Here is a 25,449-nt window from a genome sequence, read left to right as displayed (position 1 = left end):
AGAGAGGCACACGAGGGAGGGACACGAGAGGGGCGGGGGCGGGGCCGGGCGGCACGAGGCACGCCCCGTACTCTCGTGAGTGACCCCGACCCCCGAGGACCTCACCCGTGGCAGGCCGCTTCGCCCCCCGCCCCGCGCACGCCTCACCCGACGGCGTCCACCGGCGCCCGGCCGTCCCGCACCCCGCCCCGCCCGTGGACGGGATCCGGCGCCGCTGGACGCCGTCAGGTCCGTACGACCTCGGGCTCGTCCTCGGACCCCTCCGCCGCGGTCCCGCCGATCCGACCTTCCGGGCCGCGCCGGACGGCTCGTATCTGCGGACCGGCCGCACCCCCGCCGGACCCGGCACGCTCCGGACCGTGGCGCGCGGCGGCGCCGTGGAGGCCGAGGCCTGGGGCCCGGGGGCCGAGTGGATGCTGGAGCAACTCCCCGGCCTGCTCGGCGCCGCGGACGACCCCGAGGCCTTCACCCCGCGCCACCGTCTCCTCGCCGAGACCCTGCGCCGCCGCCCCGGACTGCGTCTGTGCCGTACCGGACTGGTGATGGAGTCGCTGATCCCGTCGATCCTGGAGCAGAAGGTCACCACCGTCGAGGCGTACCGCGCCTGGCGCAGGCTCGTACGCGCGTACGGAGAGCCCGCCCCCGGCCCGGCGCTCCCGTCCGGTGAGCGGCTGTACGTCGTGCCCGACGCGCGCACCTGGACGCTGATCCCCTCCTGGGAGTGGCACAAGGCAGGCGTCGACGCCAAGCGCTCCACCACGATCCTGCGCGCCGTCCGTGTCGCCCGCCGGATGGAGGAGGCCGCCGCCATGGACCCGGAGCCGGCCGCCGCCCGGCTGCGGCTGATCCCGGGCATCGGCCCCTGGACCGCGGCGGAGACCGTCCAGCGCTCGAACGGCGCCCCCGACGCCCTTACTGTCGGCGATCTCCACCTCCCGGGCATCGTCGGCCACGCCCTCGCCGGAGACCGGGACGCCGACGACGCCGCGATGCTGGAACTCCTCGCCCCCTACGCCGGCCAGCGCCACCGCGCCGCCCGCCTGATCCTTCTCTCCGGCCGCACCCCCTCCCGCCGGGCCCCCCGCATGCCGGTCGGCGACATCGCCCGCCTGTGAACCGGGCGCGCACCGAGCGAACCGCGCACCGAGGGGCCCGCGCACCGGGCGAACCGCGCACCCGGCGAACCGCGCACCGGGACGCACGCGTCAGCGCACCTCGATGAAGTCCCCCGGGTCCCGGGCCGGACGGTCCTTCGGCGGGGCCGACGCGTGGCCCACCGCCACCGCGCCCATGGGGTCCCAGTGGGCCGGGAGGTCCAGTACGCCGCGTACGACCTCGCGGCAGAACATGGTGGAGGAGACCCAGGCGGAGCCGAGGCGTTCGGCGGCGAGGGCGACCAGGAGGTTCTGCACACCCGCGCCCATGGCGACGGTGAACATCTCACGTTCCGCGGTGTCGCGGCGCGGGTCGCCGTAGGTGTGGGAGCCGTCCATGACCAGACAGGGGACCACCAGGTAGGGCGCCTCGCGCAGGACATCGCCGCGGCGGACGCGCTTGGCGACGGACTCCTCCGTCCTGCCGTCGGCGCGCAGATCAGCGATCCAGGCGTCGCGCATCGCGTCGAGGAGACGCAGCCGGGACTCCGGCGACTCCAGGAGGACGAAGCGCCAGGGCGTCGTGTGGTGCGGGGCGGGCGCCGTGAGCGCCGCCGCCACCGCGCGGCGGACCGCGCCCGGGTCGACCGGCTCGTCGGTGAAGCCGCGGACCGTACGGCGCTGGGTGACCGCTTCCCGTATCGCCTCGGAGGTGCCGAGCCGGAACATGTCGTCCGCCGCGACCCGTACCAGAGCCCGCGCCCCGGACGCGGCCGCACCCGCCCCGGCCCCGGCCACGGCCGCGTCCGCGTCCGCGGATTCGCCCGCGGATCCGTCCGCGTCCGCTCCGGCCGTCAATCCGTCCGCGCCTCCGACGAGATGCGCCAGACCGCTCACCACCGCCACCGGCAGCCCCTCGGTCTTGCCCTTCACCAGGTCGCCGGCCGAGGCCAGTTCATCGGCGACGGCGACGACCGTGGCGTTCAGCGGATTGCCGTACGTGTCCGTCCCGCCCCGCAGATCGTCCAGGACCCGTACCCCCGCGGCCCCGATCGCGACATCGGTGAGACCGTTGCGCCACGGCCGCCCGAAGGTGTCCGTGACGATCACGCCGATGTCCACCCCGAGCGCGTCCCGCAGCCCGTCCCGGATCGCCCGCGCCGAGGCGTCGGGGTCCTCCGGCAGCAGCAGCACCGTCCCCGGCGCGGTGTTGGAGGCGTCCACCCCGGCCGCCGCCATCACCAGACCCTGCCGGTTCTCGACGATACGGAGGCTCCCGCGCCGCGCGACGACCCGTACGGTCTCCGCGTCGATCGCCGCCTCGCGGTCCGTCGCCTCGACGATCCTGCCCTCGGCCTTGGAGACGATCTTCGAGGTGACCAGCAGGATGTCACCGTCGGCCAGCCCCGGCCCGGCGGCGGTGATCAGCTTGGCGAGATCGTCCCCGGGACGGACCTCCGGCAGTCCGGGCACCGCGCGGACGCGGTACGACACGGCGGACGGCACCGACGGCACCGACGGCACGGATGAGCCCGGAGCCGGGTCCGGAGCCGGAGTCAGCGGCGCGGTCATCCCTGTACCTCCTCCGCCAGCGTCAGCGCCTCACGCGCCATCGCCGCCGCCGCGTCCACATCCGTCATCAGCAGCGGCACGGCGCGGCTGCGGATGCCCGCGCCCTCGATCTCGGCCACCGCACCCGCGTCCACCGTGTCGACGAGCCAGCCGTCGAGCAGCCCCGAGCCGTAGTGCAGCGCGACCGCGGCGGCCGTCGCCTCGACACCGATCGCGGCGAGCACCTTGTCGGCCATCCCGCGCACGGGCGCGTCGCCCACGATGGGGGAGAGGCCCACCACCGGCACGCCCGCCTCGGCGATCGCCTCCCGGATACCGGGGACGGCCAGGATCGTGCCGATGCTGACCACCGGATTGGAGGGCGGGAAGAGAATCACGTCGGCGGCGGCGATCGCCTCCAGCACCCCCGGCGCCGGCTTGGCCTGGTCGGCACCGACCGGTACGACCGCCTGGGCCGGCACGGACGCGCGCATCCGCACCCAGTACTCCTGGAAGTGCACGGCCTTGCGCTCGCCGTCCACATCGACCGCGACATGCGTCTCGATGCGGTCGTCCGACATCGGCAGCAGCCGTACGCCCGGCTTCCAGCGGGCGCACAGCGCCTCGGTGACCGCGCTCAGCGGATAGCCCGCGCCGAGCATCTGCGTACGGACGATATGGGTGGCGAAGTCGCGGTCGCCGAGGCCGAACCACTCGGGTCCGACCCCGTACGCCGCCAGCTCCGCCTTGACCTGGAATGTCTCGTCCGTGCGCCCCCAGCCCTGCTCCTCATTGATGCCACCGCCCAGGGTGTACATCACCGTGTCGAGATCGGGGCAGACCTTCAGCCCGAACAGATGGATGTCGTCACCGGTGTTGCCGATCACTGTGACGTCCGCGTCGGGCGCGGCCTGCTTGAGGCCACGGAGGAAACGGGCGCCGCCGATACCGCCGGCCAGAACCACAATGCGCATAGGAACAGTCTGTCAGCCGGAGGCTGATCGTCCAGGGGTGGTGGTCGGGCGACGGGTGGGCCTGTCAGCCGGAGGCTGATCGACCGGGGGTGGTGGTCGGGCGACGGTACGGGTGGCCGTATCAGGCGCTTACGGCGTTCTCCGCCGCCGGTGCGCACTGGGCCGCGTGCATCGGCATCTCGGTCAGACCCGGGTAGTAGATGTGCAGACTCACGGCCGGTTCGATCGCGTCGTTGACCACTTCATGGGCATAGCCGGGCGCGAAGACCCGCTGAGTCCCGGGGACCAGCGCGCGGCTCCCGCTTCCCGAACGTTCCGTCAGTTCCCCCGCGAGGACGGTCAGTAAGCCCGAGGACCGGCCGTGGTCGTGGGTGCCGGTGCCCTGCCCCGGCACCCAGGAGAGCAGCCACACCTCATAGCCGGGACCCGTGCGCAGCCGGTGGTACCAGCGGCTCGCCGCGTCGTACCGGACGAGCGGGGCCCACTGCGCCCGGTCGGCGGCGAGTGTCCGGGCGAGACCGGCGAACTCGGCCACGGTGGCCGGGTGCTGACGGGCCGGCTGGAGAAGATGCTGGACCTCGAGGAGGTCGCCGGCGATCTGGAGATCGCTGTCGCTGTTCATGGGTGCGGTGGTTCCTCGGCAGAAAGGATGTGCGGGGTGTCGCGGGACGTATCGCGTAGCCGTACGGAAACCGGGGTACGCGACATACACCGCGAACGCGGGGGGAGGGGGGAAAGACAGACGTGATCAGAACGATCGGCCGGAGTCCGGGACGGCCGTCAACCGATGTGACGCCCCGAACGGTCAATCACCCGATCGGTCAACAGCTCGAAGAGCGACAGCAACAGCGAACCTGGACAGCGCTGCGGAATCCACGGACGTGGGTCGCGGGGTGCGCGGGGCTCACTGGCATGACACCAAAGGTGGCGAATCCGGTAGCCACTGTCAACTCGATGACCGATTTGGCGGTAATGTTTCACCTCATCCGGTTACTCCGTCCGCTGAGAGGTTTGTCCACCCCCACTCGCGGAGACATCGGGCAGCGACCGTGCTCGTAAACACCGTCACGCCCTTGTGATCAGACTGTGATCCGGATCGCTTCCGCGACCGGATCGGCACCAAGTCCGGAGTTCATGGCGTCTCTCCCGGTGAGAGGCGGCGTCCGCCTTGGTGAGGCGTCTTTCGCGACGGGAAAGGGTGGATGCGGGTTGGCCAGTGGCATGTGTCAGGTTTTTGGTGATTTGAACACTTTCCGCATAGCCTTGGTTCCGCAGAGTGAATACCGGGCCCAATAGCAGATCTCGGCTTGACCGGCCCAGAGCACACACTTGTAATTTCACTCGTGTCGTTCGGCCGAAATCGACAGCGGCCAGATCACGGGGACGCGAAGACAGACGAGGGGCGCACATGACCGAGCTGTTCCAGCAACTGCTGGTCGAGGACGCGGACGAGGAACTCGGCTGGCAGGAGCGCGCCTTGTGCGCCCAGACCGACCCCGAGTCCTTCTTCCCCGAGAAGGGCGGTTCCACCCGCGAGGCCAAGAAGGTCTGCCTCGCCTGTGAGGTCCGTTCCGAATGCCTTGAGTATGCCCTCGCCAATGACGAGAGATTCGGTATCTGGGGCGGTCTGTCCGAACGTGAGCGGCGGCGATTGAAGAAGGCTGCGATCTGACCCCTTTTCGTCAGGTAACTCGCCGGGCAACGATCGGGTTCGCGCATTCATTCGACAGAGCCGTCCGGTCCCCTCGTTCCCCGTGCTCCGGCCCGGTCGCCGTCGCGTCCAATCGTCACAACCTCGTACCGATCGAACGGTCCGCGGTCTGCGCCTTCCCCCGCAGGCGGCGGACCGTCCTGTTGCCAGCCGTTAGTGTGGGGCCCCGTCCGAGACGCTCCAACGCCCCTCCGGGGCGACCCCACGGCCGGAGGGCCCGTCACCTCAATGTCCCCCACCACCGCCGCGTTCGTTCCCGCCACCGCCCCCGAGTTCCCGCGGCACGTAGTGACCGCGGTGCTCGTCTCACACGACGGTGCGCGCTGGCTGCCCGACGCCCTCGCCGGGCTGCTGGGCCAGGAACGACCCGTACAGAACGTCATGGCAGCCGACACCGGCAGCGCCGACGACTCCGCCCGGCTGCTCACCGAGGCACTCGGCGACGACCGCGTCCTGCATCTCGCGCGCCGCTCCGGATTCGGTACCGCCGTCGACGAGGCGGTCAGGACCGCCGGGGTGCTCACGCCCGACGATCTGCCCTATCTGAAGCGGCCCAGCGGCTGGGACCCGGTCAGCCGGAGCTGGCGCGACGACACGTACGACATGCCGGAACTGCCCCACGGCGAACCGGTGCAGTGGCTGTGGCTCCTCCACGACGACTGCGCGCCCGAGCCCGACGCCCTCGCCGAGCTGCTGCGCGTCGCCGACTCCGACGAGTACGCCGCCGTCATCGGCCCCAAGCTGCGCGGCTGGTACGACCGGAAGCAGCTCCTCGAAGTCGGCGTCTCCATCGCCAACAGCGGGCGCCGCTGGACCGGGCTCGACCGGCGCGAACAGGACCAGGGCCAGCACGACCAGGTCCGTACCGTCCTCTCCGTCTCCAGCGCCGGCATGCTCATCCGCCGCGATGTGTGGGAGGAACTGGACGGCTTCGACCGGCGGCTGCCGCTCATGCGCGACGACGTCGACCTGTGCTGGCGCGCGCACGCCGCGGGCCACCGGGTGCTCGTCGCCCCCGACGCCGTCCTGCGGCACGCGGAGGCCGCCGCCCGTGAGCGCCGTACGGTCGACTGCGCGGGCCGCTCCGTCGTCAACCCGCACCGCGTCGACAAGGCCGGCGCCGTCTACACCATGCTCGTCAACGCGCGGGCCGCCGTCCTCCCGTACGTACTGCTCCGCCTCGTCGTCGGAACCCTGCTGCGGACCCTCGCCTATCTGGTGGGCAAGGCGCCCGGCCAGGCCGTCGACGAGGTCATGGGACTCTCCGGCACCCTGCTGCGGCCGGGACGGATCATCGGCGGACGGCGCGTCCGCGGCAAGGGTGTCGTCGAGGCGGCCGAACTGCGCCCCCTCTTCCCGCCGCCCGGCGCGACCGTCCGGGCCACCGTCGAGCAGATCGCCGCGAGTCTCGGCTCCGGCGACGAGGCCGACGCGGGCGGCTCACGCCACGGCGCCGTCGAATCGGGACCCGGCGGCGACGACGCGGACTTCCTGGAGATCGAACAGTTCGCCCGGCTGAAGAAGCTCGTGCACAGGCCGGGGCCCGTGCTCTTCGCGCTCCTGCTCGTCGTCTCGCTCGTCGCCTGCCGCGGACTGCTCGGCGGCGGCGCGCTGGCGGGCGGCGCGCTGCTGCCCGCCCCCGGGGACGTCTCCGACCTCTGGTCCCGCTACGCGGACGGCTGGCACGCCGTCGGCACGGGCAACACCGAGACCGCACCGCCCTATCTCGCCGTACTCGCCGTGCTGTCCGCGCTCTTCCTCGGCTCCACCGGCTTCGCGCTGACCCTGCTGCTCGTCTGCTCCGTACCGCTCGCCGGGGTGACCGCCTACTTCGCCTCACGGCCGCTCGTCGAGTCCCGGCTGCTGCGCGCCTGGGCGAGCATCGCCTACGCCTTCCTGCCCGCCGCGACCGGCGCGCTGGCGACCGGACGGCTCGGCACCGCCGTCCTCGCCATCCTGCTGCCGCTGATCGCCCGCGCCGCCGTCGCGGCGTACGGGCTGCGCGCGGGCGCGAACGCCGGGGGGACCCGCGGAAGCTGGCGCGCCACCTGGGCCTACGCCTTCCTGCTGACCCTCGTGATGGCGTTCACGCCCGTCGTCTGGCCGCTGGCGCTGCTGCTCGGCCTCGGTGTCCTGGCACTGCGCCGCGACGACCTCGCCGCGTACGGGACACGCGTCCTGGCCGGGCTCGGTACACCCGTCCTGCTTCTCGCGCCCTGGTCGCTGTCGGTGGTGACCTCTCCCTCCGCGTTCTTCCGCGAGGCGGGCCTGGAGTTCGGTACGGGATCGGCGTCCGCGTTCGATCTGCTCGGGATGAGCCCCGGCGGCCCCAAGGCCGTGGGCGGTGTCCTGCTGATCGGTGTGGTGCTGGCCGCGCTGGCCGCACTGCTCCGGGGCGAGCGGCGGTTCGCCATCCGTACCGCCTGGGCCGTGGCGCTCCTCGCGCTGGTCTTCGCGGTGCTCTCCAACAACTCGGGCTGGGCGGGACCCGCCACCCTGGTCTACGGCATCGCGCTGATCGCGGCGGCCGTGCTCGGCGCGGACGGTGCCCGGGAGCGGGTCGCCGCGGAGAACTTCGGCTGGCGCCAGCCCGTCGCCGTCCTCATCGCCGCCGCCGCGGTCCTCGCCCCGGTGCTGGCCGCGTTCGGCTGGATGATCAGCGGCGCGGCGGGCCCGCTGGAGCGCCGCGACCCGGTGCAGGTCCCGGCCTTCGTCGCGGAGGAGAGCATCACCCGTGACCAGCCGCGCACCCTGGTGCTCGGCGGTACGACGGCGGCGGAGGTCTCGTACACCCTGGTCCGCGGCTCCGGCGGGCGGCTCGGTGACGCCGAGCTGACCGAGTCGGGCGGCGGCGACCCGCGGCTGGACAAGGTCGTCGCGAATCTGGTCGCGGGCTCCGGCGCCGACCAGACCGACCAGCTCAGCGGATTCGCGATCCGCTATGTGCTGGTACGGGACGGGGTGCCGCGCCAGATGAGCCGTGTCCTCGACGCCACGCCGGGGCTCACCCGGCTGAGCCAGCTCGACGGCAGTGCCCTGTGGCGGGTGGACCGGCAGATCTCGCGGGCCGTGATCGTCGACGGCAAGGGCGCGGGAGAACCGCTGGCCGTCGCCGCCGCCCCGGTCGAGGCGCACACGGAGATCCCGGCGGGCGCCGCGGGACGGGTGCTGCGGATCGCGGACCGGGCCGCCGAGGGCTGGCAGGCCACGCTCGACGGCGAGGTCCTCACGAAGAAGACCGTTGACGGCTGGGCCCAGGGATTCGAACTGCCCGCCGAGGGCGGCCGGCTGGATCTCACCTACGAGGACCCGATCACGCACACGGTGTGGATCTGGGCGCAGGTCGCGCTCACCGTCGTCCTGCTGGTGCTCGCCCTGCCGGGGCGCCGCCGGGAGATCGACGACGACCTGCCCGAGGACGATGTCCAGATCCCGGCACAGCCGGCGGACGGCGAGGGACGCCGGGCCAGGAGGCTGCGGGCGGCGGCGGAGGCGGAGACCGCGGAGGGGGCCGAGAGCGAAGAGGCCGGGACCGGGGCATATGGACCGGACCCGTCGGACCCGTCGGACCCCTCGGACCCGTCCGTTCCGCCGATGCCCGCCGGGGCTCCGGAGGAGCAGCCGCGGCAGCAGCCGCAGTACGGGGCGGTGCCCCAGCAGCAGACGTACGACTGGGACGCCGCCGACGCGAGCGCGGGCGCCGGCGCCGGCGCTCAGACGTACGCCGGTGCGGACTACGCCCAGGATCCCTACGGGAACGGGCAGTACGGGGAAGGCCGGTACTCCGAGGGCGGGCAGTACGCCGAAGGGCAGTACCAGCAGCCGTATCAGCAGTACCCCGAGGGCCAGTACCAGGACGGCCAGGACGGCCAGTACCCGGCCGGCGCGTACGACCAGGGCCAGTATCCGGCGGAAGGCCCGTACGGCCAGGGCCAGTACCAGGAGGGCCAGTACCAGGAAGGCCAGGCACAGGGCCAGGTGCCGTCCCAGTACGACCCGTCCCAGTACGACCCCTACGGCTACGGACAGCAGCCCTACGCCGACGGCGGGCCCTATACCGACGGCCATGAGAACGACCGGCGTCCGCGCCCCGACGGGAGCAACCAGTGAACCGTACGACCCTCTCCCTCATCGCGGTCGCCACCGCCCTCGCCGCCGTCACCGGCTTCGCCTCGCTGACCGCGCCGGACTCCACGGGCGCGGCGGCGGCCCAGGCCCCCGCGCTGCTGCCGGTGGAGCGCACCAGCCAGCTCTGCCCGGCCCCGAGCATGTCGGACATCGCGGAGACGACGTACACCTCCTACACTCCCGCCGGCACATCCGGATCCGGCACATCCGGATCGGCCGGGCTGAGTGAGTCGGTCGTCACCCTGGCCGATACGGCCGGGAACACGAAGGACGCCACCAAGGACGCCCAGAAGGACGACAAGAGCGACGCTGAGACCGACGACAAGGACGCCAAGAGCGACGGCGGGAAGACGGATTCCGCGCAGGACAAGGCGTTCCTCGCGCTGAAGGAGCCCGGCAAGCCCGTCTCCGCAGAGGCGAGCGGCGCCGAGGCCCCCGCCTTGGTCGGCAGCGCCGACGGCCGCCTCGCCCCCGGCTGGACCACCCAGCAGACCACCACCGTCAGCGTCGGCGGCGCGCGCGGGCTGCTCGGTATGACCTGCGCCGGTCCGGACACCGACTTCTGGTTCCCCGGGGTGAGCACCGAGGAGTCGCGCCAGGACTACGTCCATCTCACCAACCCCGACGAGACCGCCGCCGTCGCCGACATCGAGGTGTACGGGAAGGACGGTGTCCTCAAGTCGGAGGTGGGGGAGGGCATTCCGGTCCCCGGCAGGTCGAGCGTTCCGGTGCTGCTCTCCACGCTGACCGGCGAGAGCGCTCCCGACGCGACCGTGCATGTCACCACCCGTACCGGCCGGGTCGGTGCCGTGGTGCGCGTCGCCGACGAGAAGGCGGGCAGCGACTGGCTGGCCGCCTCGGGTGATCCGGCGGGCCGTCTGGTCCTGCCCGGTATCCCGGCGGACGCGACGGACGTACGGCTGGTGGCGTTCGCGACCGGCGAGGACGACGCCGATCTGAAGGTGCAGCTCGCGGGCGCCGACGGCACGATCACCCCCGCGGGGAACGAGACCCTGCACGTCAAGTCCATGATGACCGCGTCCATCGACCTCGCGGACGTCACCAAGGGCCAGGCGGGTTCGCTGGTGCTCAGCCCGGTCGGCGGCGGTCGTGCGGCCCCGGTGGTCGCGGCGCTGCGTGTGGTCCGGGGCAAGGGCGCGAACCAGGAGATCGCGTTCATCCCGGCGACCGCCCCGATCGCCTCACGGGCGACCGTGGCCGACAACCGCGCCAAGGGCTCCACACTCTCGCTGACCGCGCCGGGCGCGGCGGCGAAGGTCAAGGTCACGTCCTCCGCCGGGACCGGCGGCGGCGAACCGGCCGTGCAGACGTACACGGTCAAGGCCGGTACGACCCTGGCCGTCACCCCGCCGGCGCCGAAGGGGCTGAAGGGCTCGTACGCGGTGACGGTCGAGCCGCAGGCGGGGAGCGGCCCGGTCCACGCGGCGCGCACACTCGCGCTGCCGGAGGACGGTGTCCCGATGTTCACGGTGCAGACGCTGCCGGACGACCGGGGGATGGTGTCCGTACCGAAGGCCCGGGAGGACCTGTCGATCCTCGGCGACTGAGCCGCGGACCCGCCCCGCGCCCCGGTGACCGGGACGCGGGGCCCGTGCCCCGATGACGCGGGCGCGGGCCCCGCGGCGGGTCACTCCTGCCCGTACCGCGGATCCACGGACTCGGGCGCCAGCCCGAGCAGTTCCGCGACCTGCTCGACCACGACCTCGTGCACCAGCAGGGCCCGTTCGTCACGGTTCTTGGTACGGATCTCCACCGGCCGCCGGTAGACGAGGATCCGCGCGGGGTGCTCCTTGTCCGCCGGGACCGAACTGCCGAGCGGTACGGTCTCGTCCTGCGTGGTGGGCACGTCCATGACCAGGAACTCGACCTCGGCGAGCTGAGGCCAGCGCCGTTCGAGGCGGTCCACGGAGTCCCGCACGAGATCGCGGAACGACTCCGAGCGGCTGGTGGCGAGCGGCACCTGGGGCGGTGCGACGGGCCCGCGCATTCCGCGGCCGTGGCGATCGCGCCGGCGCGGCCGTGGCTCGGTCGGGCGGGGCGGTACAGGACTCTCCATCACTGACGCAGGGTAGCCCTCCTGGGCTTCCGCCGAACGCGCCGTCGCCTCCCTCGTACCGCATGTCGCATATTGAGCATTCAGGCCAAGAATGGGCTCGATTCCAGTTGGCTTTGCGATCACCGGCCTCGCCTTCCTTGGCGGGTTTTGCCCCAAGTGGTGACTGTGTGACGGGCTGTCGCTGTCCCGTCACGCGTCTTCCCATGCAGGTCACAGCAGTTGCTTCCAGCCAACTTGTGGCCGAAGTCACGGTGCGACACGGTGGAGTGACCTGGTGGAGAGTCGTCGCGGCCCGCTCAAGAGTGCGGTACCGTCCAACGTCGTGAGCCCTGTACGTCGCTGTTCGCGCACCGCGTGCGGCCGCCCTGCTGTCGCGACACTGACGTACGTCTATGCCGACTCGACCGCGGTCCTCGGCCCGCTCGCCACCTACGCCGAGCCTCACTGCTACGACCTGTGTGCGGAACACAGCGAGCGGCTGACCGCTCCGCGCGGCTGGGAGGTCGTCCGTCTGACGGACGGTTCGGCTCCCGCGCGCCCGAGCGGCGACGATCTCGAAGCGCTCGCCAACGCCGTACGGGAAGCGGCCCGCCCGCAGGAGCGCGCGGCCGAGGGCGGCGGCAAGGGCGCGCGCGGGGGCGATCCGATGGAGGTCGGACGCCGGGGCCATCTGCGGGTACTGCGCTCCCCGGACTCCTGAGCCAGCGATACCCCTGAGCCATCGGCCCTTCACCTCGGCACCCGCCCGAGCCCGCGCTCGTGCTCCCGGCCCTCCCCGCCCGCGTGCTCCCGGCCCTCCCCGTGCTCCTGGCCTTCCCCGCCCGGGTGCTCCCGGTCCTCGGCGGTGTCGTGTCCCGCGCCCTCCCCGGTGTCGTGTTCTGCTCCTTCCGGATGCCCTGCCCTGGGTCCTTCCGGTTGCCGTGTCCCGGGCCCTCGCGGATTTCGCATGGATCCTGCGCGGGCCATTGACCTCCACTTGTCGCGGACACGACCATTCCCCCACTCGCGCTAGTGAGAGATCAGTTTCCGTATCGCGGAATCCGGAGGACTGTCGTGTTCGTACAGCAACTCGAACCTGTCGCCGACTCGCTCGCACTCTCCGCACTCGTCGCCGCGCTGCCCCTCGCCACCGTCCTGATCCTGCTCGGTGTCATCCGGATGAAAGCGCATCTCGCGGGGCTGACCGGGCTCGGCGTCGCCGTCCTGGTCGGCTGGCTCACCTTCGGCATGCCCCTCGGCCAGACTCTCTCGGCCGGCGCCGCGGGCGTGCTCTTCGGGCTCTTCCCGATCATGTGGATCGTCGTCAACGCGCTCTGGGTCTACCGGCTGACGGTCCGTACCCACCACTTCGACGTCCTGCGGCGCTCCTTCGGACGGCTCTCCGACGATCCCCGTATCCAGGCGCTGGTCATCGCCTTCTGCTTCGGCGCGCTGCTCGAAGCGCTCGCCGGTTTCGGGGCGCCCGTCGCGATCTGTTCGGTGATGCTGGTCGCGCTCGGCTTCGACCCGGTCAAGGCGGCCATCGTCTCGCTCGTCGCCAACACCGCGCCCGTGGCCTTCGGCGCGATGGGTACGCCGGTGGTGACACTCGCCCAGGTCACCGGCCTGCCGCTGGACACGGTCGCCTCGGTCGTCGGCAGGCAGACCCCGCTGCTCGCACTCGTCGTACCGCTGGTACTGATAGGGCTCGTCGACGGCCGGCGGGGACTGCGCGAGACCTGGGTGCCCGCGCTGGCCTGTGGAGTCGCCTTCGCCGTGGCCCAGTTCGCCGCCTCGAACTATGTCTCCGCCCAACTCGCCGACATCGGCGCGGCGCTGGCGGGGGCGGCGGCCCTGGTGGCCGTCCCCTCGGCGCGCGAGCCGGCGGCGGAGCCGGTGCGGGTCGCCGTGCTCACGGGCGTACGGAGCGAGGACCTGGACCAGGAGGACCCGCGCCCCCAAGTGCTGCGCGCCTACGCCCCGTACGGTCTGATCGTGGTGATCTTCTCGGTCGCCCAGATCCCGCCGGTCAAGGATCTGCTGGCGAAGGCGACCCAGGTCTTCGACTGGCCCTTCCTCGATGTCGCCGACTCGGCGGGGAAGCCGGTCGGCGCCAATGTCTTCTCGCTGCCGCTCGTCGCCACGGGCGGCACGCTCGTCCTGCTCGCGGGAGTGTGCACGGCCGTCGTACTCGGCGTACGGGCGGGTGACGCGGCGCGCGAGTGGGCGGGGACGGTGTACGAGCTGCGGTACGCGATCCTCACCGTCACCTCGGTGCTGGCCCTCGCGTACGTCATGAATCTCTCCGGGCAGGCGGCCACCATCGGCCACTTCGTCGCGGGGGCGGGCGCGGGACTGGCGTTCCTCTCCCCGGTCCTGGGCTGGTTCGGGGTCGCGGTCTCCGGCTCGGACACCTCGGCCAACGCGCTCTTCGGCGCGCTCCAGGTGACGGCGGCGAACGAGTCCGGCCTGTCACCGGAGCTGCTGGCCGCGGCGAACAGCTCCGGGGGAGTGCTGGGGAAGATGATCTCGCCGCAGAATCTGACGATCGCGTGCGCGGCGGTCGGACTCGCGGGGAAGGAGGGGGACCTGCTGCGCAAGGTGCTGCCGTGGAGTCTGGGGCTTCTGCTGGTGATGTGTCTGATCGTCGTCGGGCAGAGCACGGCGGTGCTGGGATGGATGCTGCCCTGACGGCTCGACGGCTGACGGTTCGGCGCTTGGACCGCTGACCGCTGGCCGCTGACGAACTGGCGCCGGCGGCTCGGAGTGGCTCCCGGCGGGCGGCCCCGGATCCATCCGTGCGAGGGGTCCGGTACGGGTAGTTTGTCGTAAGCGCAGTGGCAGCAACATCTGGAGGGGTGGCAGTGGCCGATTTGTCGCAGCTCGTGAAGGCGTACGACGTGCGTGGGGTGTACCCGGATCAACTGGACGACCGGCTCGCGGAGCTTTTCGGCGCCGCCTTCGTCCAGGTCACCGGGGCCCGCGCGATCGTCGTCGGCCATGACATGCGGCCCTCCTCGCCCGGACTGGCGGCGAGCTTCGCGCGGGGCGCCGTCTCGCGCGGAGCGGACGCCACGATCATCGGGCTCTGCTCCACCGACCAGCTCTACTACGCGTCGGGGAAGCTGGATCTGCCGGGCGCGATGTTCACGGCGTCGCACAACCCGGCCCGGTACAACGGCATCAAGATGTGCCGGGCGGGCGCGGCACCGGTGGGCCAGGACACGGGTCTGGCGGAGATCCGTACGCTGGTCGAGGGCTGGCTCGAAACGGGCGCCCCGCCCCCGGCCGCCCGGCCGGGCACCACCGCGCGACGGGACACCCTGACCGACTACGCCGCGCATCTGCTGTCCCTGGTGGACCTCTCCGCGATCCGCCCGCTGAAGGTCGTCGTGGACGCGGGCAACGGCATGGGCGGACATACGGTCCCGACGGTCTTCGAGGGTCTGCCGCTCGACGTGGTGCCGATGTACTTCGAACTGGACGGTACGTTCCCGAACCACGAGGCCAATCCGCTGGACCCGAAGAACATCGTGGACCTCCAGGCCCGGGTACGGACGGAGGGCGCGGACCTGGGGCTGGCCTTCGACGGAGACGCCGACCGCTGCTTCGTCGTGGACGAGCGCGGCGAGGGCGTCCCCCCGTCGGCGATCACCGCGCTGGTGGCGGCGCGCGAACTGGCGAAGCACCCGGGCGGCACGGTCATCCACAACCTGATCACGTCCTGGTCGGTACCCGAGGTCGTCAGGGAACAGGGCGGCGTTCCCGTACGCACCCGGGTCGGCCACTCCTTCATCAAGCAGCGGATGGCCGAGACCGGCGCGATCTTCGGCGGTGAGCACTCCGCGCACTACTACTTCCGCGACTTCTGGAACGCCGATACGGGCATGCTCGCCGCGCTCCATGTCCTGGCGGCTCTGGGAGGTCAGGACGGACCGCTGTCGGAGCTGGTCTCCTCGTACGACCGGTACGCCGGTTCCGGGGAGATCAACTCCACGGTCGACGACCAGACGGCCCGCACGGCGGCGGTGCGCGAGGCATTCACGGGGCGCGAGGGCGTGACCTTCGACGAACTCGACGGGCTGACGGTGACCGGTACGGAGTGGTGGTTCAACCTCCGCCCCTCCAACACGGAACCGCTGCTGCGCCTGAACGTGGAGGCGCGCGACGAGGTGACGATGACCAGCATCCGGGACGAGGCCCTGACCTTGATCCGCGCCTGACCCCGGCCGGCCGGGCGTCGGGCGCGGCGGACCGGCTGACCGACGGAGTGGCTGACCGGCTGAGCGTCCGACCGAGGGACCGGCTGAGCGTCCGACCGGACCGACAGGCCGACGGGCCGAGGGACCGACGGGCCGAGGGACCGACGGACCGACGGACCGTTCGGGTCGCCATCGCAGCCGGTCGGCCGACCGCCGGACCGGGACCGTACCCCGGATTGGGCCCCACCCCGGGCCCCGGCGGTAGGCTGACGTGGCCCGATCCACCTGTTCTGTTCGAAGGGACATCACCCCCATGCCGCTCGAAGCCGGTCTCCTGGAGATCCTCGCCTGCCCGGCCTGTCACGCGCCGCTCAGCGACAGCACGGCCGCCGACACCCCCGAGCTGATCTGCACCTCCGGGGAGTGCGGTCTGGCCTATCCGGTGCGGGACGACATTCCGGTCCTCCTCGTCGACGAGGCACGCCGCCCCGCCTGAGAACACCAGGGCGCCGCACCCACAGCGCCACCACCAAGCGCCGCCACGGCGTCCCGCGCCGGGCGATCGGAGGCCCCATCCCATGCTCGACGAGTCGCTGCTCGACGCTCCCGACGCACTGGCCGACGCCGACCGCCGCGGTCTGCTCCGCGGCGCGGCCGAGGCCGGAGCCCGGGTGCGTACCGCTCTACGGCACACCGCCGAGGCCGGTCTCGCCGCGCTCACCCCGGAGGGCCGCCCCCGCGCCGTACTGGTCGCGGGCTCCGGCGCCGCCGCCACCGGGGCCGCCGATCTGATCGCCGCGCTGGCAGGTGGCAGCGCGCCCGTCACCCGGCTGCGCCCCACCGGCGTCGCCCCCGCCGCCGGCGCGCTGCGCTGGACGCTCCCGGGCTGGGCGGGCCCGGTCGACCTGCTCCTGATCGCCACGACCGAGGGCAGCGAACCGGGTCTCGCGCTCCTCGCCGAACAGGCGTACCGCCGGGGCTGTACGGTCGTCGCCGTCGCCCCGCGTCAGTCGCCGCTGACGGAGGCGGTCGACGGTTCGCGCGGCCTTCTCCTCCCGATGGCGACCGCGCCGAACGACTGGCTGGAGGAGCGGGCCTCTCAGATCGCGGGCCCCGGCGCGCTCTGGGCCCTGCTCATCCCGCTGCTCTCCCTCCTGGACCGCGTCGGCCTGGTGACCGCGCCGGCCGAGACCCTCAATCTCGTCGCCGACCGGCTGGACCGCACCGCCGAGCGCTGCGGCCCCGCCATCGCGACGTACAGCAACCCGGCCAAGACCCTCGCCGCCGAACTGGCCGACAGCCTCCCGCTGATCTGGACGGAGGGTACGGCCGCGGCCCCGGCCGGGCGCCGGTTCGCCGACGTACTGGCCGAGCTGACCGGCCGCCCCGCCCTCGCCGCCCAGCTCCCGGAGGCCCTTCCGGCCCATGGCGCCCTGCTCGCGGGCGACTTCGCGGGCGGCGCCGACCCGGACGACTTCTTCCGCGACCGGGTCGAGGAGCGTCAGGCCCTGCGCGCCCGTGTCGTCCTGCTCCGCGACCGGCCGGTCGGCGGACTCACCGCGGCCCCCGCGGCCCGTGAACTCGCCCTCGGCCATGACACGGCCATCAGCGAACTGGAGCCGGAGGAAGGCAGCGAACTCGAAGCTCTCGCCGAGCTGATCGCCGTCACCGACTTCGCCACGGTCTATCTGGCCCTCGCCGGGGGCGCCCCCGTATGACCCGGCGCCGGGGAGCACGGAGCCACCGAGCGGCCGAGGCCGCTCCACCGGAGCACCCGTACGCCCCTCACGCTCTCACCGGCCCCGGTGTCGCGACCCCCGAGAGCCTCGCGACCCCCGCGCCCCCTGTCGCGACCCCCGCGCCGTCCACCGCTTCACCCGCGCCCCGCACCGCTTCACCCGTGCCCTTCGCCACCACACCCACGCCCTTCACCGTCGTCCCACCCGCGCCGTCACAGCACGCCCCCGTGCCGTCACCACGTACCAGAAAGCTCACCCCATGGACCGCCTCTCGAATACCGTGCGCCCCTACGCCTGGGGCTCCACGACCCTCATCCCGGAACTGCTCGGCACCGCCCCCACCGGCGAACCCCAGGCCGAGATGTGGATGGGCGCCCACCCCGGGGCCCCGTCGCGCCTCGACCGCGGCTCCGGCGAGCAGTCGCTGTCCGTCCTGATCGACGCCGACCCCGAGGCGGAACTCGGCGTGGCCGCGGCGGGCAAGTTCGGCCCCCGGCTGCCGTTCCTTCTCAAGCTCCTCGCGGCCGGCTCCCCGCTCTCCCTCCAGGTCCACCCCGACCTCGCCCAGGCGAAGCGGGGTTACGAGGACGAGGAGAGCCGGGGCGTCCCGATCGACGCCCCCTACCGCAACTACAAGGACGCCAACCACAAGCCCGAACTGATCTGCGCCCTCACCCCCTTCGACGGACTCTGCGGCTTCCGCACCCCCGCCGAGGCCGCCGAACTGCTCGCACGGCTGGACGTCGACTTGCTCAAGCCCTATGTCGACATCCTCCACGCCCACCCCGAAGAGGCCGCGCTGCGCGAGGTCCTGACCGCCGTCCTCGGCGCCGATCCCGCCGAGATGGCGATCACCGTCGCCGAGGCAGCCGAGGCGGCCGAGCGTCTCGGCGGTGACTACGCCCCGTATGTGTCGATCGCCCACCACTACCCCGGCGACCCCGGCGTCATCGCCGCCATGCTGCTCAACTACGTGCGGCTCCAGCCTGGCGAGGCCCTCTTCCTCGGCGCGGGCGTTCCGCACGCCTATCTGAACGGCCTCGGCGTCGAGATCATGGCCAACTCGGACAACGTCCTGCGCTGCGGTCTCACCCCCAAGCATGTGGACGTCCCCGAACTGCTGCGGATCGTGCGCTTCGAAGCGACCGAACCCGCGGTGCTGCGCCCGGAGGCATCCCGCTCGGGCGAGGAGCTGTACGAGACGCCCATCGACGAATTCCGCCTGTCCCGCTACTCCTTGGCGGAGGACTCGGCCGCACAGGACTCCCTCGCACAGGGCGTGGCACCGCGCGACCTCACGGCGGACACCCCCCAGATCCTGCTCTGCACGGCGGGCACACCCTGGGCGAACGGCATCGAACTGACCCCCGGCGCCTCGGTCTTCGTCCCCGCGGGCGAGAAGGCCGAACTGTCCGGTACGGGCACCGTGTTCCGTGCCACTGTGGTGGTCTGATGCACCACCCGGACCAACGACTGCAACAATGTCCCGCCGTACCGCGGCGCCAGGGCCGCAGCACCTAGGAAGGGACACCACGCACCCATGAGCGCGTCAGGCGGAACCAAGGCGATCGTGGCGGCACTCGGCGCCAACCTCGCGATCGCGGCAGCCAAGTTCGTGGCGTTCGCGTTCAGCGGTTCGTCGTCGATGCTCGCGGAGGGTGTGCACTCCCTCGCCGACTCCGGCAACCAGGGGCTGCTCCTCCTCGGCGGCAAGAAGGCGCAGCGCGAGGCCACCCCGCAGCACCCCTTCGGCTACGGCCGCGAGCGCTACATCTATGCCTTCCTGGTCTCCATCGTGCTGTTCTCGGTGGGTGGCATGTTCGCCATCTACGAGGGCTACGAGAAGATCAAGCACCCCCATGAGATCGAGGCCTGGTACTGGCCGGTCGGCGTGCTCGTCTTCGCGATCATCGCGGAATCGGTCTCGTTCCGTACGGCCATCAAGGAGTCCAACGCCACCCGAGGCGCCCTCTCCTGGACGGAGTTCGTCCGCCGCGCCAAGGCACCCGAACTCCCCGTGGTGCTCCTGGAGGACCTCGGCGCACTGGTCGGTCTGGTCCTCGCGCTCGGCGGCGTCGGTATCTCCCTCGCCACCGGCGAAGGTGTCTGGGACGGCATCGGCACGCTCTGCATCGGTGTCCTTCTCATCCTGATCGCGCTGGTCCTGGCCGCCGAGACGAAGTCCCTGCTCCTCGGCGAGGCCGCGGGCACGGAGGACGTCGAGAAGATCAAGGCGGCGCTCGTCGACGACGACGTGGTCACCGGCATCATCCACATGCGTACGCTCCACCTCGGCCCCGAGGAACTGCTGGTCGCGGCCAAGATCGCGGTCCAGCACGACGACACCGCCGCGGAGGTGGCCCGCGCGATCGACGCCGCCGAGTCCCGGATCCGTGCGGCGGTCCCGATCGCCCGGGTGATCTACCTGGAGCCGGACATCTACAGCGAGTCGGCCGCCGCCGAGGACACCAACCCCGGCAGGAAGCCGGGCGGTCCGACACCGGACGCCGCCCACTGAGCCCTTCCACCTCCACCGGAAGACCTTCCTTCCCGCGGGGAGACCTTCCCCGCAGGAAGACCTTCCAGGGGCGTGTCCCACCGGGACCGCCTCCGTGGCCGTCCGACGACTCTTTGACTTGATCTCGTAGCCCTCTCTTCCCCGTTCGACTGTGGGCCGCTGGGCCGATCGGTGTAGATTCGTGACCAGTGCCAGACGTCGCTGCTGATGGCGGTCGGGCGGTCCACCCACGGACCGTCCGAGGGAGAGAGGGCCTCCGACGGACTGTGCCCGCGAGCGCTCGGGCATCCGTATGCCCTTCGCCGCAGAGCCAGCCGTACGCACCCACCCTCGATCCGATTCACGAGGAGCAGCTCGTTATGACGACTGTCGCCAACCGACAGGACTTCAAGGTCGCCGACCTCTCGCTCGCCGAGTTCGGCCGCAAGGAGATCACGCTCGCCGAGCATGAGATGCCCGGCCTGATGTCGATCCGCAAGGAGTACGCGGCGACGAAGCCGCTCGCCGGCGCCCGTGTCACCGGCTCCCTGCACATGACGGTGCAGACCGCGGTCCTCATCGAGACCCTGACCGCCCTCGGCGCCGAGGTCCGCTGGGCGTCCTGCAACATCTTCTCCACCCAGGACCACGCCGCCGCCGCGATCGCCGTCGGCCCCGAGGGCACCCCCGAGAACCCCCAGGGCGTCCCCGTCTTCGCCTGGAAGGGCGAGACGCTCGAGGAGTACTGGTGGTGCACGGAGCAGGCCCTGACCTGGCCGAACACCCCCACCGGCGGCCCGAACATGATCCTGGACGACGGCGGCGACGCCACCCTCCTCGTCCACAAGGGCGTCGAGTTCGAGAAGGCCGGCGAGGCCCCGGACCCGTCGACCGCGGACAGCGAGGAGTACGCCTACATCCTCGGCCTGCTCAACCGCACCCTCACGGAGGACCCGCAGAAGTGGACCCGGCTGGCGTCCGAGATCCGCGGTGTCACCGAGGAGACCACGACCGGTGTGCACCGGCTGTACGAGATGCAGCGTGACGGTGTCCTCCTGTTCCCGGCGATCAACGTCAACGACGCGGTCACCAAGTCGAAGTTCGACAACAAGTACGGCTGCCGCCACTCGCTGATCGACGGCATCAACCGCGCCACCGACGTCCTGATCGGCGGCAAGGTCGCGGTCGTCTTCGGCTACGGCGACGTCGGCAAGGGCTGCGCCGAGTCCCTGCGCGGCCAGGGCGCCCGCGTGATCATCACCGAGATCGACCCGATCTGCGCGCTCCAGGCGGCGATGGACGGCTACCAGGTCTCCACGCTCGACGACATCGTCGGTATCGCGGACATTTTCGTGACCACGACGGGCAACAAGGACATCATCATGGCCTCGGACATGGCCAAGATGAAGCACCAGGCGATCGTCGGCAACATCGGTCACTTCGACAACGAGATCGACATGGCCGGTCTGGCCAAGATCGACGGCATCGTCAAGGACGAGGTCAAGCCGCAGGTCCACACCTGGACCTTCCCGGACGGGAAGACGATCATCGTCCTGTCCGAGGGCCGTCTGCTGAACCTGGGCAACGCGACCGGCCACCCGTCGTTCGTGATGTCCAACTCCTTCGCGGACCAGACGCTGGCCCAGATCGAGCTGTTCACGAAGCCGGAGGAGTACCCGACCGACGTGTACGTGCTGCCCAAGCACCTGGACGAGAAGGTCGCCCGCCTCCACCTCGACGCGCTCGGTGTGAAGCTCACGACGCTCCGCCCGGAGCAGGCCGCGTACATCGGTGTCGATGTCGCGGGCCCGTACAAGCCCGACCACTACCGCTACTGATCCGCCACTGACCAGCGGCCACTGCGGCCACTGACCCTCCCGGTCCGGCAGCCCGCCGGGCCGGGTCGGCCGACGGTCCACTGACGCACCTTCAGCGGCAGGTACCCGACCAGATGTGGGTACCGGCGGTACACGGCACACGGAACAGGCCCCCGCACCCCCGTGACGGGGGCCTGTTCCGTGTGCGCGCGTTCCGCGTACGGAAGAGCGCGCCATAGCGCGCGGCAGAGCGTCAGCCGTCGGGAGACCGTCAGTCGCCGAGGACTCGAAGAACCCGGAAGACCCCATGCCCCGCGGCCGTTATTCGCTCCATGATCAGCATGATCACGCCCCTCTCGGTGACGAACACTTCCACTGCGCGCCCGGCCCCTCCGGCTGGCGCTATGTCTCCCAGATCACCACTCCCTCCGGCGACCACGCCGGCTCCGTCGATCTGGCCCTCGACGAACTCGGACGCCCCATCCGTCTGCAACTCCACGCCGCGAGCTGGCAGATCCGCGGTGCCGCCCTGGACGGCGTCACCTGGGTCCGTACCGACCCCACCGGAGTCCACGCCACCGAAGGCAAAGTGCGCGCCCATGCCTTCACCGGCACCTCCCCCGCCTTTCTCGTCGCGACAGCGCGACTTCTGCGTCTCACCCTTGGTTCCCCTGCGACCCGTGTCCGCCTCGTCGCCTTCACGGACCCGGTCCTGGCACCCCGTACCGTCGATCAGTCCTGGGCGCTGGTGAACAGTGAAGCGCACGCCACTGACAATGGACCCCTGACCGTGGACGAGTACCAGGTCAACGCCCTCGACACCGGTGAACAGCACACGATTCACCTCGCCGGAGACGTGGTGCTCTCGGCCCCGGGCATCGAACTCGAAGACCTGGAAACCCCGCCCTCGGCGATGTCCTGACGCGAGGACCCTCTCCGCCTACGCGGGCGGGGCGAAGCCGGTACGGCGCGGCGCCCCCTCGGCCCCGGCACCCGGTGCGGAGGGCGGCTCCGGTGCCGGAGCCGGTGCTGCTGTATCCGCAGACATCGGCGGATGAGTCGGCGGATGGACGTGAGCGACGGGACCGACGTGAGCGACGGCAGGTGAGGCGGGCGCAGGGCCCGGGGAACCTCCGAAGGCCCGCCGCGCGTCCCGCGCCTGCCGCTCGTGCACCACGGCCGCGAGATAGGCCCCCGCGGGAACCCCCTCCGGCGCCGGCGCTCCCGTACGGACCGCCAGATCGTCCGCGAGCCGCTCCGCCATGGACCGGCTCACGCCCGCCTCGAGCTGCCCCATCCGCGTGAGGTACTGACGTATCGCGAGCCACAGCTCATCCGGCACGGCGGAAAGATCCAGTTCCGCGAAGCGTCCCACGAGCCACGGCGGAGGGGGCGGGACCATCGCCATAGGCCCGGCCGGCACCCTTTCCCGTACGACGAGGGTCCCCGCGAAGACATCGCCGATCCGCCGCCCCCGCGCCGACACCAGCGACGCGATACAGGCGATGACCCCGAACGACATCAGGATCTCCACCACGCCCATCGCACCGCGCACCAGCGCGTGCCGGAACCGTATGGGGCCGCCGTCGTCCCGTACGACCCGCAGTCCACAGGCCAGCTTCCCCAGCGAGCGGCCGTGGCTGAGCGTCTCCACCGCGATCGGACCGCCCACCAGAATCAGCAGGAAGGAGACGACGGCCAGCGCCGCGATCGCCGCGTCGTCCAGTGAGCCCGTCGCCAGCGCGAGACCGAACGAGACCAGAAGGTAGACGACCCACACCACCACCAGATCGATCGCCAGTGCCAGCGCCCGGCTCGGCAGCTTCGCCGGGTGCAGCCCCAGTACGACCGCATCGCCCGTCACAAGCTCACTCACCGGTGCTCCCCCTTCGCCGACGGCCGTCCCTGCCCCTGAAGGCACCAGTCTGCCAAGCTGACCGGCAGCGCGTCGCCGTAGCGCACTCGCAGGAGTGCGGACCGCCGGAGCAAGGACCGTACGCACCCAGTGCCTGGAGCAGCAGCCGACCATGGATCTCGATGTCTTCGTGACAGCCCACCGTGCCGAGTGGGACCGCCTGGACCATCTCCTGCACCGCGGTCGCCGCCTCAGCGGTGCCGAGGCCGATGAACTCGTCGCCCTCTATCAGCGCACGGCCACCCATCTCTCGCTGATCCAGTCCACCGCTCCCGACCCGGTGATCACCACACGGCTCACCCAGCTCGTTGCGCGTGCCCGCGCCACCGTCACCGGTGCCCGTCGCGCCACCTGGCGCGACGCCGTGCGCTTCCTGACCGCGGGCTTTCCCGCGGCCGTCTACCGGTCCCGGTACTGGTGGATACCGACGGCGGTCCTCTCGACCCTTCTCGCGGCGGCCATCGGCTGGTGGATCGCAGCCCACCCCGAGATCCAGTCGGCCATAGGCGCCCCTGACGACCTGCGCCAGATGACACGTCCTGGTGGCGAGTACGAGACCTACTACTCCAGCCACCCGGCGGCCTCCTTCGCGGCCCAGGTCTGGACGAACAACGCCCAGGCCGCCGCCATGTGTCTGGTCCTGGGAGCGTTCCTCTGCCTCCCCGTGATCGCGGTCCTCTTCGTCAATGTGCTCAACCTGGGGGTCGGGATCGGGCTGATGTCCTCGGCCGGCCGCCTCGACACCTTCCTCGGGCTGATCCTTCCCCATGGTCTGCTCGAACTGACGGCCGTCTTCGTCGCCGCGGGTACGGGTCTGCGCCTCGGCTGGACACTGATCGATCCCGGGCCGTACAGCCGGCGCACCGCGATGGCCCAGCAGGGCCGCGCCGCACTCGGCATGGCCATCGGCCTTGCCCTGGTCCTGTTCGTGTCGGGACTGATCGAAGGTTTCGTAACCCCCTCGGGCCTGCCCACATGGGCGCGCATCGCCATCGGCATAGCCGCTGAACTGCTCTTTCTCGCCTATGTGTACATCCTCGGCGGCCGAGCGGCGCGAGCCGGCGAGACAGGTGATGTCGAGGCCCTGGACCGAAGCGCGGAACTCCCCGCCGCCGCCTGATGTGCGGATCATGTCCTTGACCTGTTAGTCTCCTCTTCGCCCCGCCAAGACTGTTGACACGGTCTGGGTGGGGAGGTAGATTTGAACGGTTGCCTCGAAGTTGGACAAGCTTCGAGAGCGGTGGTACATATCTATGCGGCTCCCGACGGAGAACGAACTTCCGGTGGAGCCCTCTCGATTCGCCTTCCAGATCATCAAGGTCGATGTGATTCGGCCCCGAATGTTTCTGATAAAGTCGGATCAAGCCGAAAGGCAAAAGACCAATCCAAAGGTCACCGGAATTCACGAGGCGGAAGACGCCGAATGGATCTGGTAAAGTCGGAGACGCAAGACAGCAAGACAAGCAAGAAGAGAACAACAGTAGGATCGAAGGGAAAGCCCGGAGGAAAGCCCGTGAGGGTGAGTACAAAGGAAGCGTCCGTTCCTTGAGAACTCAACAGCGTGCCAAAAGTCAACGCCAGATATGTTGATACCCCGTCCTTCCGGGACTTGATGTTCCGGTGGGTTCGGGTTCCTTTGAAGTAACACAGCGAGGACGCTGTGAATCACTGGTCTTATTCCGGCTGGTGGTTCCGCTCTCGTGGTGCTGACCCGATTACGGGTAATCATTCACGGAGAGTTTGATCCTGGCTCAGGACGAACGCT

19 protein-coding genes are annotated in these 25,449 nt (G+C 71.2%); 14 read left to right on the top strand and 5 right to left on the bottom strand.

The window, feature by feature from the left end:
- The first annotated feature begins 107 nt into the window (after window positions 1-107).
- Window positions 108-1,115 (top strand): DNA-3-methyladenine glycosylase family protein, encoded by a 1,008-nt coding sequence (locus tag ACWGDX_RS02575; RefSeq protein WP_453621470.1) that lies wholly within the window; start codon window positions 108-110, stop codon window positions 1,113-1,115.
- Between the two features lie 90 nt (window positions 1,116-1,205).
- Here ACWGDX_RS02575 and ACWGDX_RS02570 read toward each other — a convergent pair whose 3' ends face one another.
- The 3 genes from ACWGDX_RS02570 to ACWGDX_RS02560 all read right to left on the bottom strand — a co-directional run bounded on the left by ACWGDX_RS02570 (window position 1,206) and on the right by ACWGDX_RS02560 (window position 4,241).
- The gene (locus ACWGDX_RS02570; protein ID WP_453621468.1) at window positions 1,206-2,666 is read right to left on the bottom strand and encodes a coenzyme F420-0:L-glutamate ligase; all 1,461 of its coding nucleotides are present in this window, start codon (window positions 2,664-2,666) and stop codon (window positions 1,206-1,208) included.
- On the bottom strand, window positions 2,663-3,619 hold the full coding sequence (gene cofD / locus ACWGDX_RS02565) for a 2-phospho-L-lactate transferase (RefSeq protein WP_363080245.1): 957 nt from the start codon (window positions 3,617-3,619) through the stop codon (window positions 2,663-2,665). Before cofD ends, ACWGDX_RS02570 begins: the two co-directional genes overlap by 4 nt.
- 121 nt (window positions 3,620-3,740) lie before the next feature.
- Complete coding sequence (locus ACWGDX_RS02560) at window positions 3,741-4,241, bottom strand: cysteine dioxygenase (RefSeq protein WP_453621466.1); 501 nt, start codon at window positions 4,239-4,241, stop codon at window positions 3,741-3,743.
- A 786-nt stretch (window positions 4,242-5,027) separates the two neighbouring features.
- On the opposite strand from ACWGDX_RS02560, the gene ACWGDX_RS02555 reads away from it, so the two are divergent.
- The 3 genes from ACWGDX_RS02555 to ACWGDX_RS02545 all read left to right on the top strand — a co-directional run bounded on the left by ACWGDX_RS02555 (window position 5,028) and on the right by ACWGDX_RS02545 (window position 11,026).
- Window positions 5,028-5,291, top strand: a complete 264-nt coding sequence (locus tag ACWGDX_RS02555; RefSeq protein ID WP_014046372.1) for a WhiB family transcriptional regulator — start codon at window positions 5,028-5,030, stop codon at window positions 5,289-5,291.
- 267 nt (window positions 5,292-5,558) lie between these two features.
- On the top strand, window positions 5,559-9,440 hold the full coding sequence (locus ACWGDX_RS02550; protein ID WP_453621464.1) for a glycosyltransferase: 3,882 nt from the start codon (window positions 5,559-5,561) through the stop codon (window positions 9,438-9,440).
- On the top strand, window positions 9,437-11,026 hold the full coding sequence (locus ACWGDX_RS02545; protein WP_453621462.1) for a DUF5719 family protein: 1,590 nt from the start codon (window positions 9,437-9,439) through the stop codon (window positions 11,024-11,026). The genes ACWGDX_RS02550 and ACWGDX_RS02545 overlap by 4 nt, the downstream gene beginning before the upstream one ends.
- 80 nt (window positions 11,027-11,106) lie before the next feature.
- On the opposite strand, the gene ACWGDX_RS02540 is transcribed toward ACWGDX_RS02545, so the two are convergent.
- Window positions 11,107-11,535, bottom strand: a complete 429-nt coding sequence (locus ACWGDX_RS02540) for a metallopeptidase family protein (RefSeq protein WP_453621816.1) — start codon at window positions 11,533-11,535, stop codon at window positions 11,107-11,109.
- A gap of 274 nt (window positions 11,536-11,809) precedes the next feature.
- Between ACWGDX_RS02540 and ACWGDX_RS02535 the strand changes: the two genes are divergently transcribed.
- From ACWGDX_RS02535 to ACWGDX_RS02495, 9 genes are all read left to right on the top strand, one after another.
- The gene (locus ACWGDX_RS02535; protein WP_365901554.1) at window positions 11,810-12,235 is read left to right on the top strand and encodes a DUF3499 domain-containing protein; all 426 of its coding nucleotides are present in this window, start codon (window positions 11,810-11,812) and stop codon (window positions 12,233-12,235) included.
- A 353-nt stretch (window positions 12,236-12,588) separates the two neighbouring features.
- Entirely contained in the window at window positions 12,589-14,205 is a 1,617-nt protein-coding gene (locus ACWGDX_RS02530) for an L-lactate permease (protein ID WP_453621460.1), read from the top strand.
- A 173-nt stretch (window positions 14,206-14,378) separates the two neighbouring features.
- The gene (locus ACWGDX_RS02525; RefSeq protein WP_453621458.1) at window positions 14,379-15,737 is read left to right on the top strand and encodes a phosphomannomutase/phosphoglucomutase; all 1,359 of its coding nucleotides are present in this window, start codon (window positions 14,379-14,381) and stop codon (window positions 15,735-15,737) included.
- A 292-nt stretch (window positions 15,738-16,029) separates the two neighbouring features.
- Window positions 16,030-16,212 carry a Trm112 family protein gene (locus ACWGDX_RS02520; RefSeq protein WP_453621457.1) on the top strand — a complete coding sequence of 61 codons (183 nt, stop codon included), beginning with the start codon at window positions 16,030-16,032 and terminating at the stop codon, window positions 16,210-16,212.
- Between the two features lie 82 nt (window positions 16,213-16,294).
- Window positions 16,295-17,434: an SIS domain-containing protein gene (locus ACWGDX_RS02515; protein ID WP_453621455.1), complete on the top strand. Its 1,140-nt coding sequence runs from the start codon at window positions 16,295-16,297 to the stop codon at window positions 17,432-17,434.
- A gap of 280 nt (window positions 17,435-17,714) precedes the next feature.
- The gene (manA, locus tag ACWGDX_RS02510) at window positions 17,715-18,908 is read left to right on the top strand and encodes a mannose-6-phosphate isomerase, class I (protein WP_453621453.1); all 1,194 of its coding nucleotides are present in this window, start codon (window positions 17,715-17,717) and stop codon (window positions 18,906-18,908) included.
- A gap of 87 nt (window positions 18,909-18,995) precedes the next feature.
- Complete coding sequence (locus tag ACWGDX_RS02505) at window positions 18,996-19,973, top strand: cation diffusion facilitator family transporter (RefSeq protein WP_453621451.1); 978 nt, start codon at window positions 18,996-18,998, stop codon at window positions 19,971-19,973.
- Window positions 19,974-20,332: 359 nt separating this feature from the next.
- Window positions 20,333-21,790 (top strand): adenosylhomocysteinase, encoded by a 1,458-nt coding sequence (gene ahcY, locus ACWGDX_RS02500; RefSeq protein ID WP_453621449.1) that lies wholly within the window; start codon window positions 20,333-20,335, stop codon window positions 21,788-21,790.
- Between the two features lie 286 nt (window positions 21,791-22,076).
- Window positions 22,077-22,691, top strand: coding sequence for a hypothetical protein (locus ACWGDX_RS02495; protein WP_453621447.1), 615 nt, complete (start codon window positions 22,077-22,079; stop codon window positions 22,689-22,691).
- 18 nt (window positions 22,692-22,709) lie between these two features.
- On the opposite strand, the gene ACWGDX_RS02490 is transcribed toward ACWGDX_RS02495, so the two are convergent.
- The gene (locus tag ACWGDX_RS02490; RefSeq protein ID WP_453621445.1) at window positions 22,710-23,645 is read right to left on the bottom strand and encodes an RDD family protein; all 936 of its coding nucleotides are present in this window, start codon (window positions 23,643-23,645) and stop codon (window positions 22,710-22,712) included.
- A gap of 151 nt (window positions 23,646-23,796) precedes the next feature.
- On the opposite strand from ACWGDX_RS02490, the gene ACWGDX_RS02485 reads away from it, so the two are divergent.
- Entirely contained in the window at window positions 23,797-24,804 is a 1,008-nt protein-coding gene (locus tag ACWGDX_RS02485; RefSeq protein ID WP_453621814.1) for a stage II sporulation protein M, read from the top strand.
- The last annotated feature ends 645 nt before the right edge of the window (window positions 24,805-25,449 follow it).

The organism is Streptomyces sp. NPDC055025 (assembly GCF_053608565.1).
This window is presented reverse-complemented; position numbering and strand designations above follow the sequence as displayed.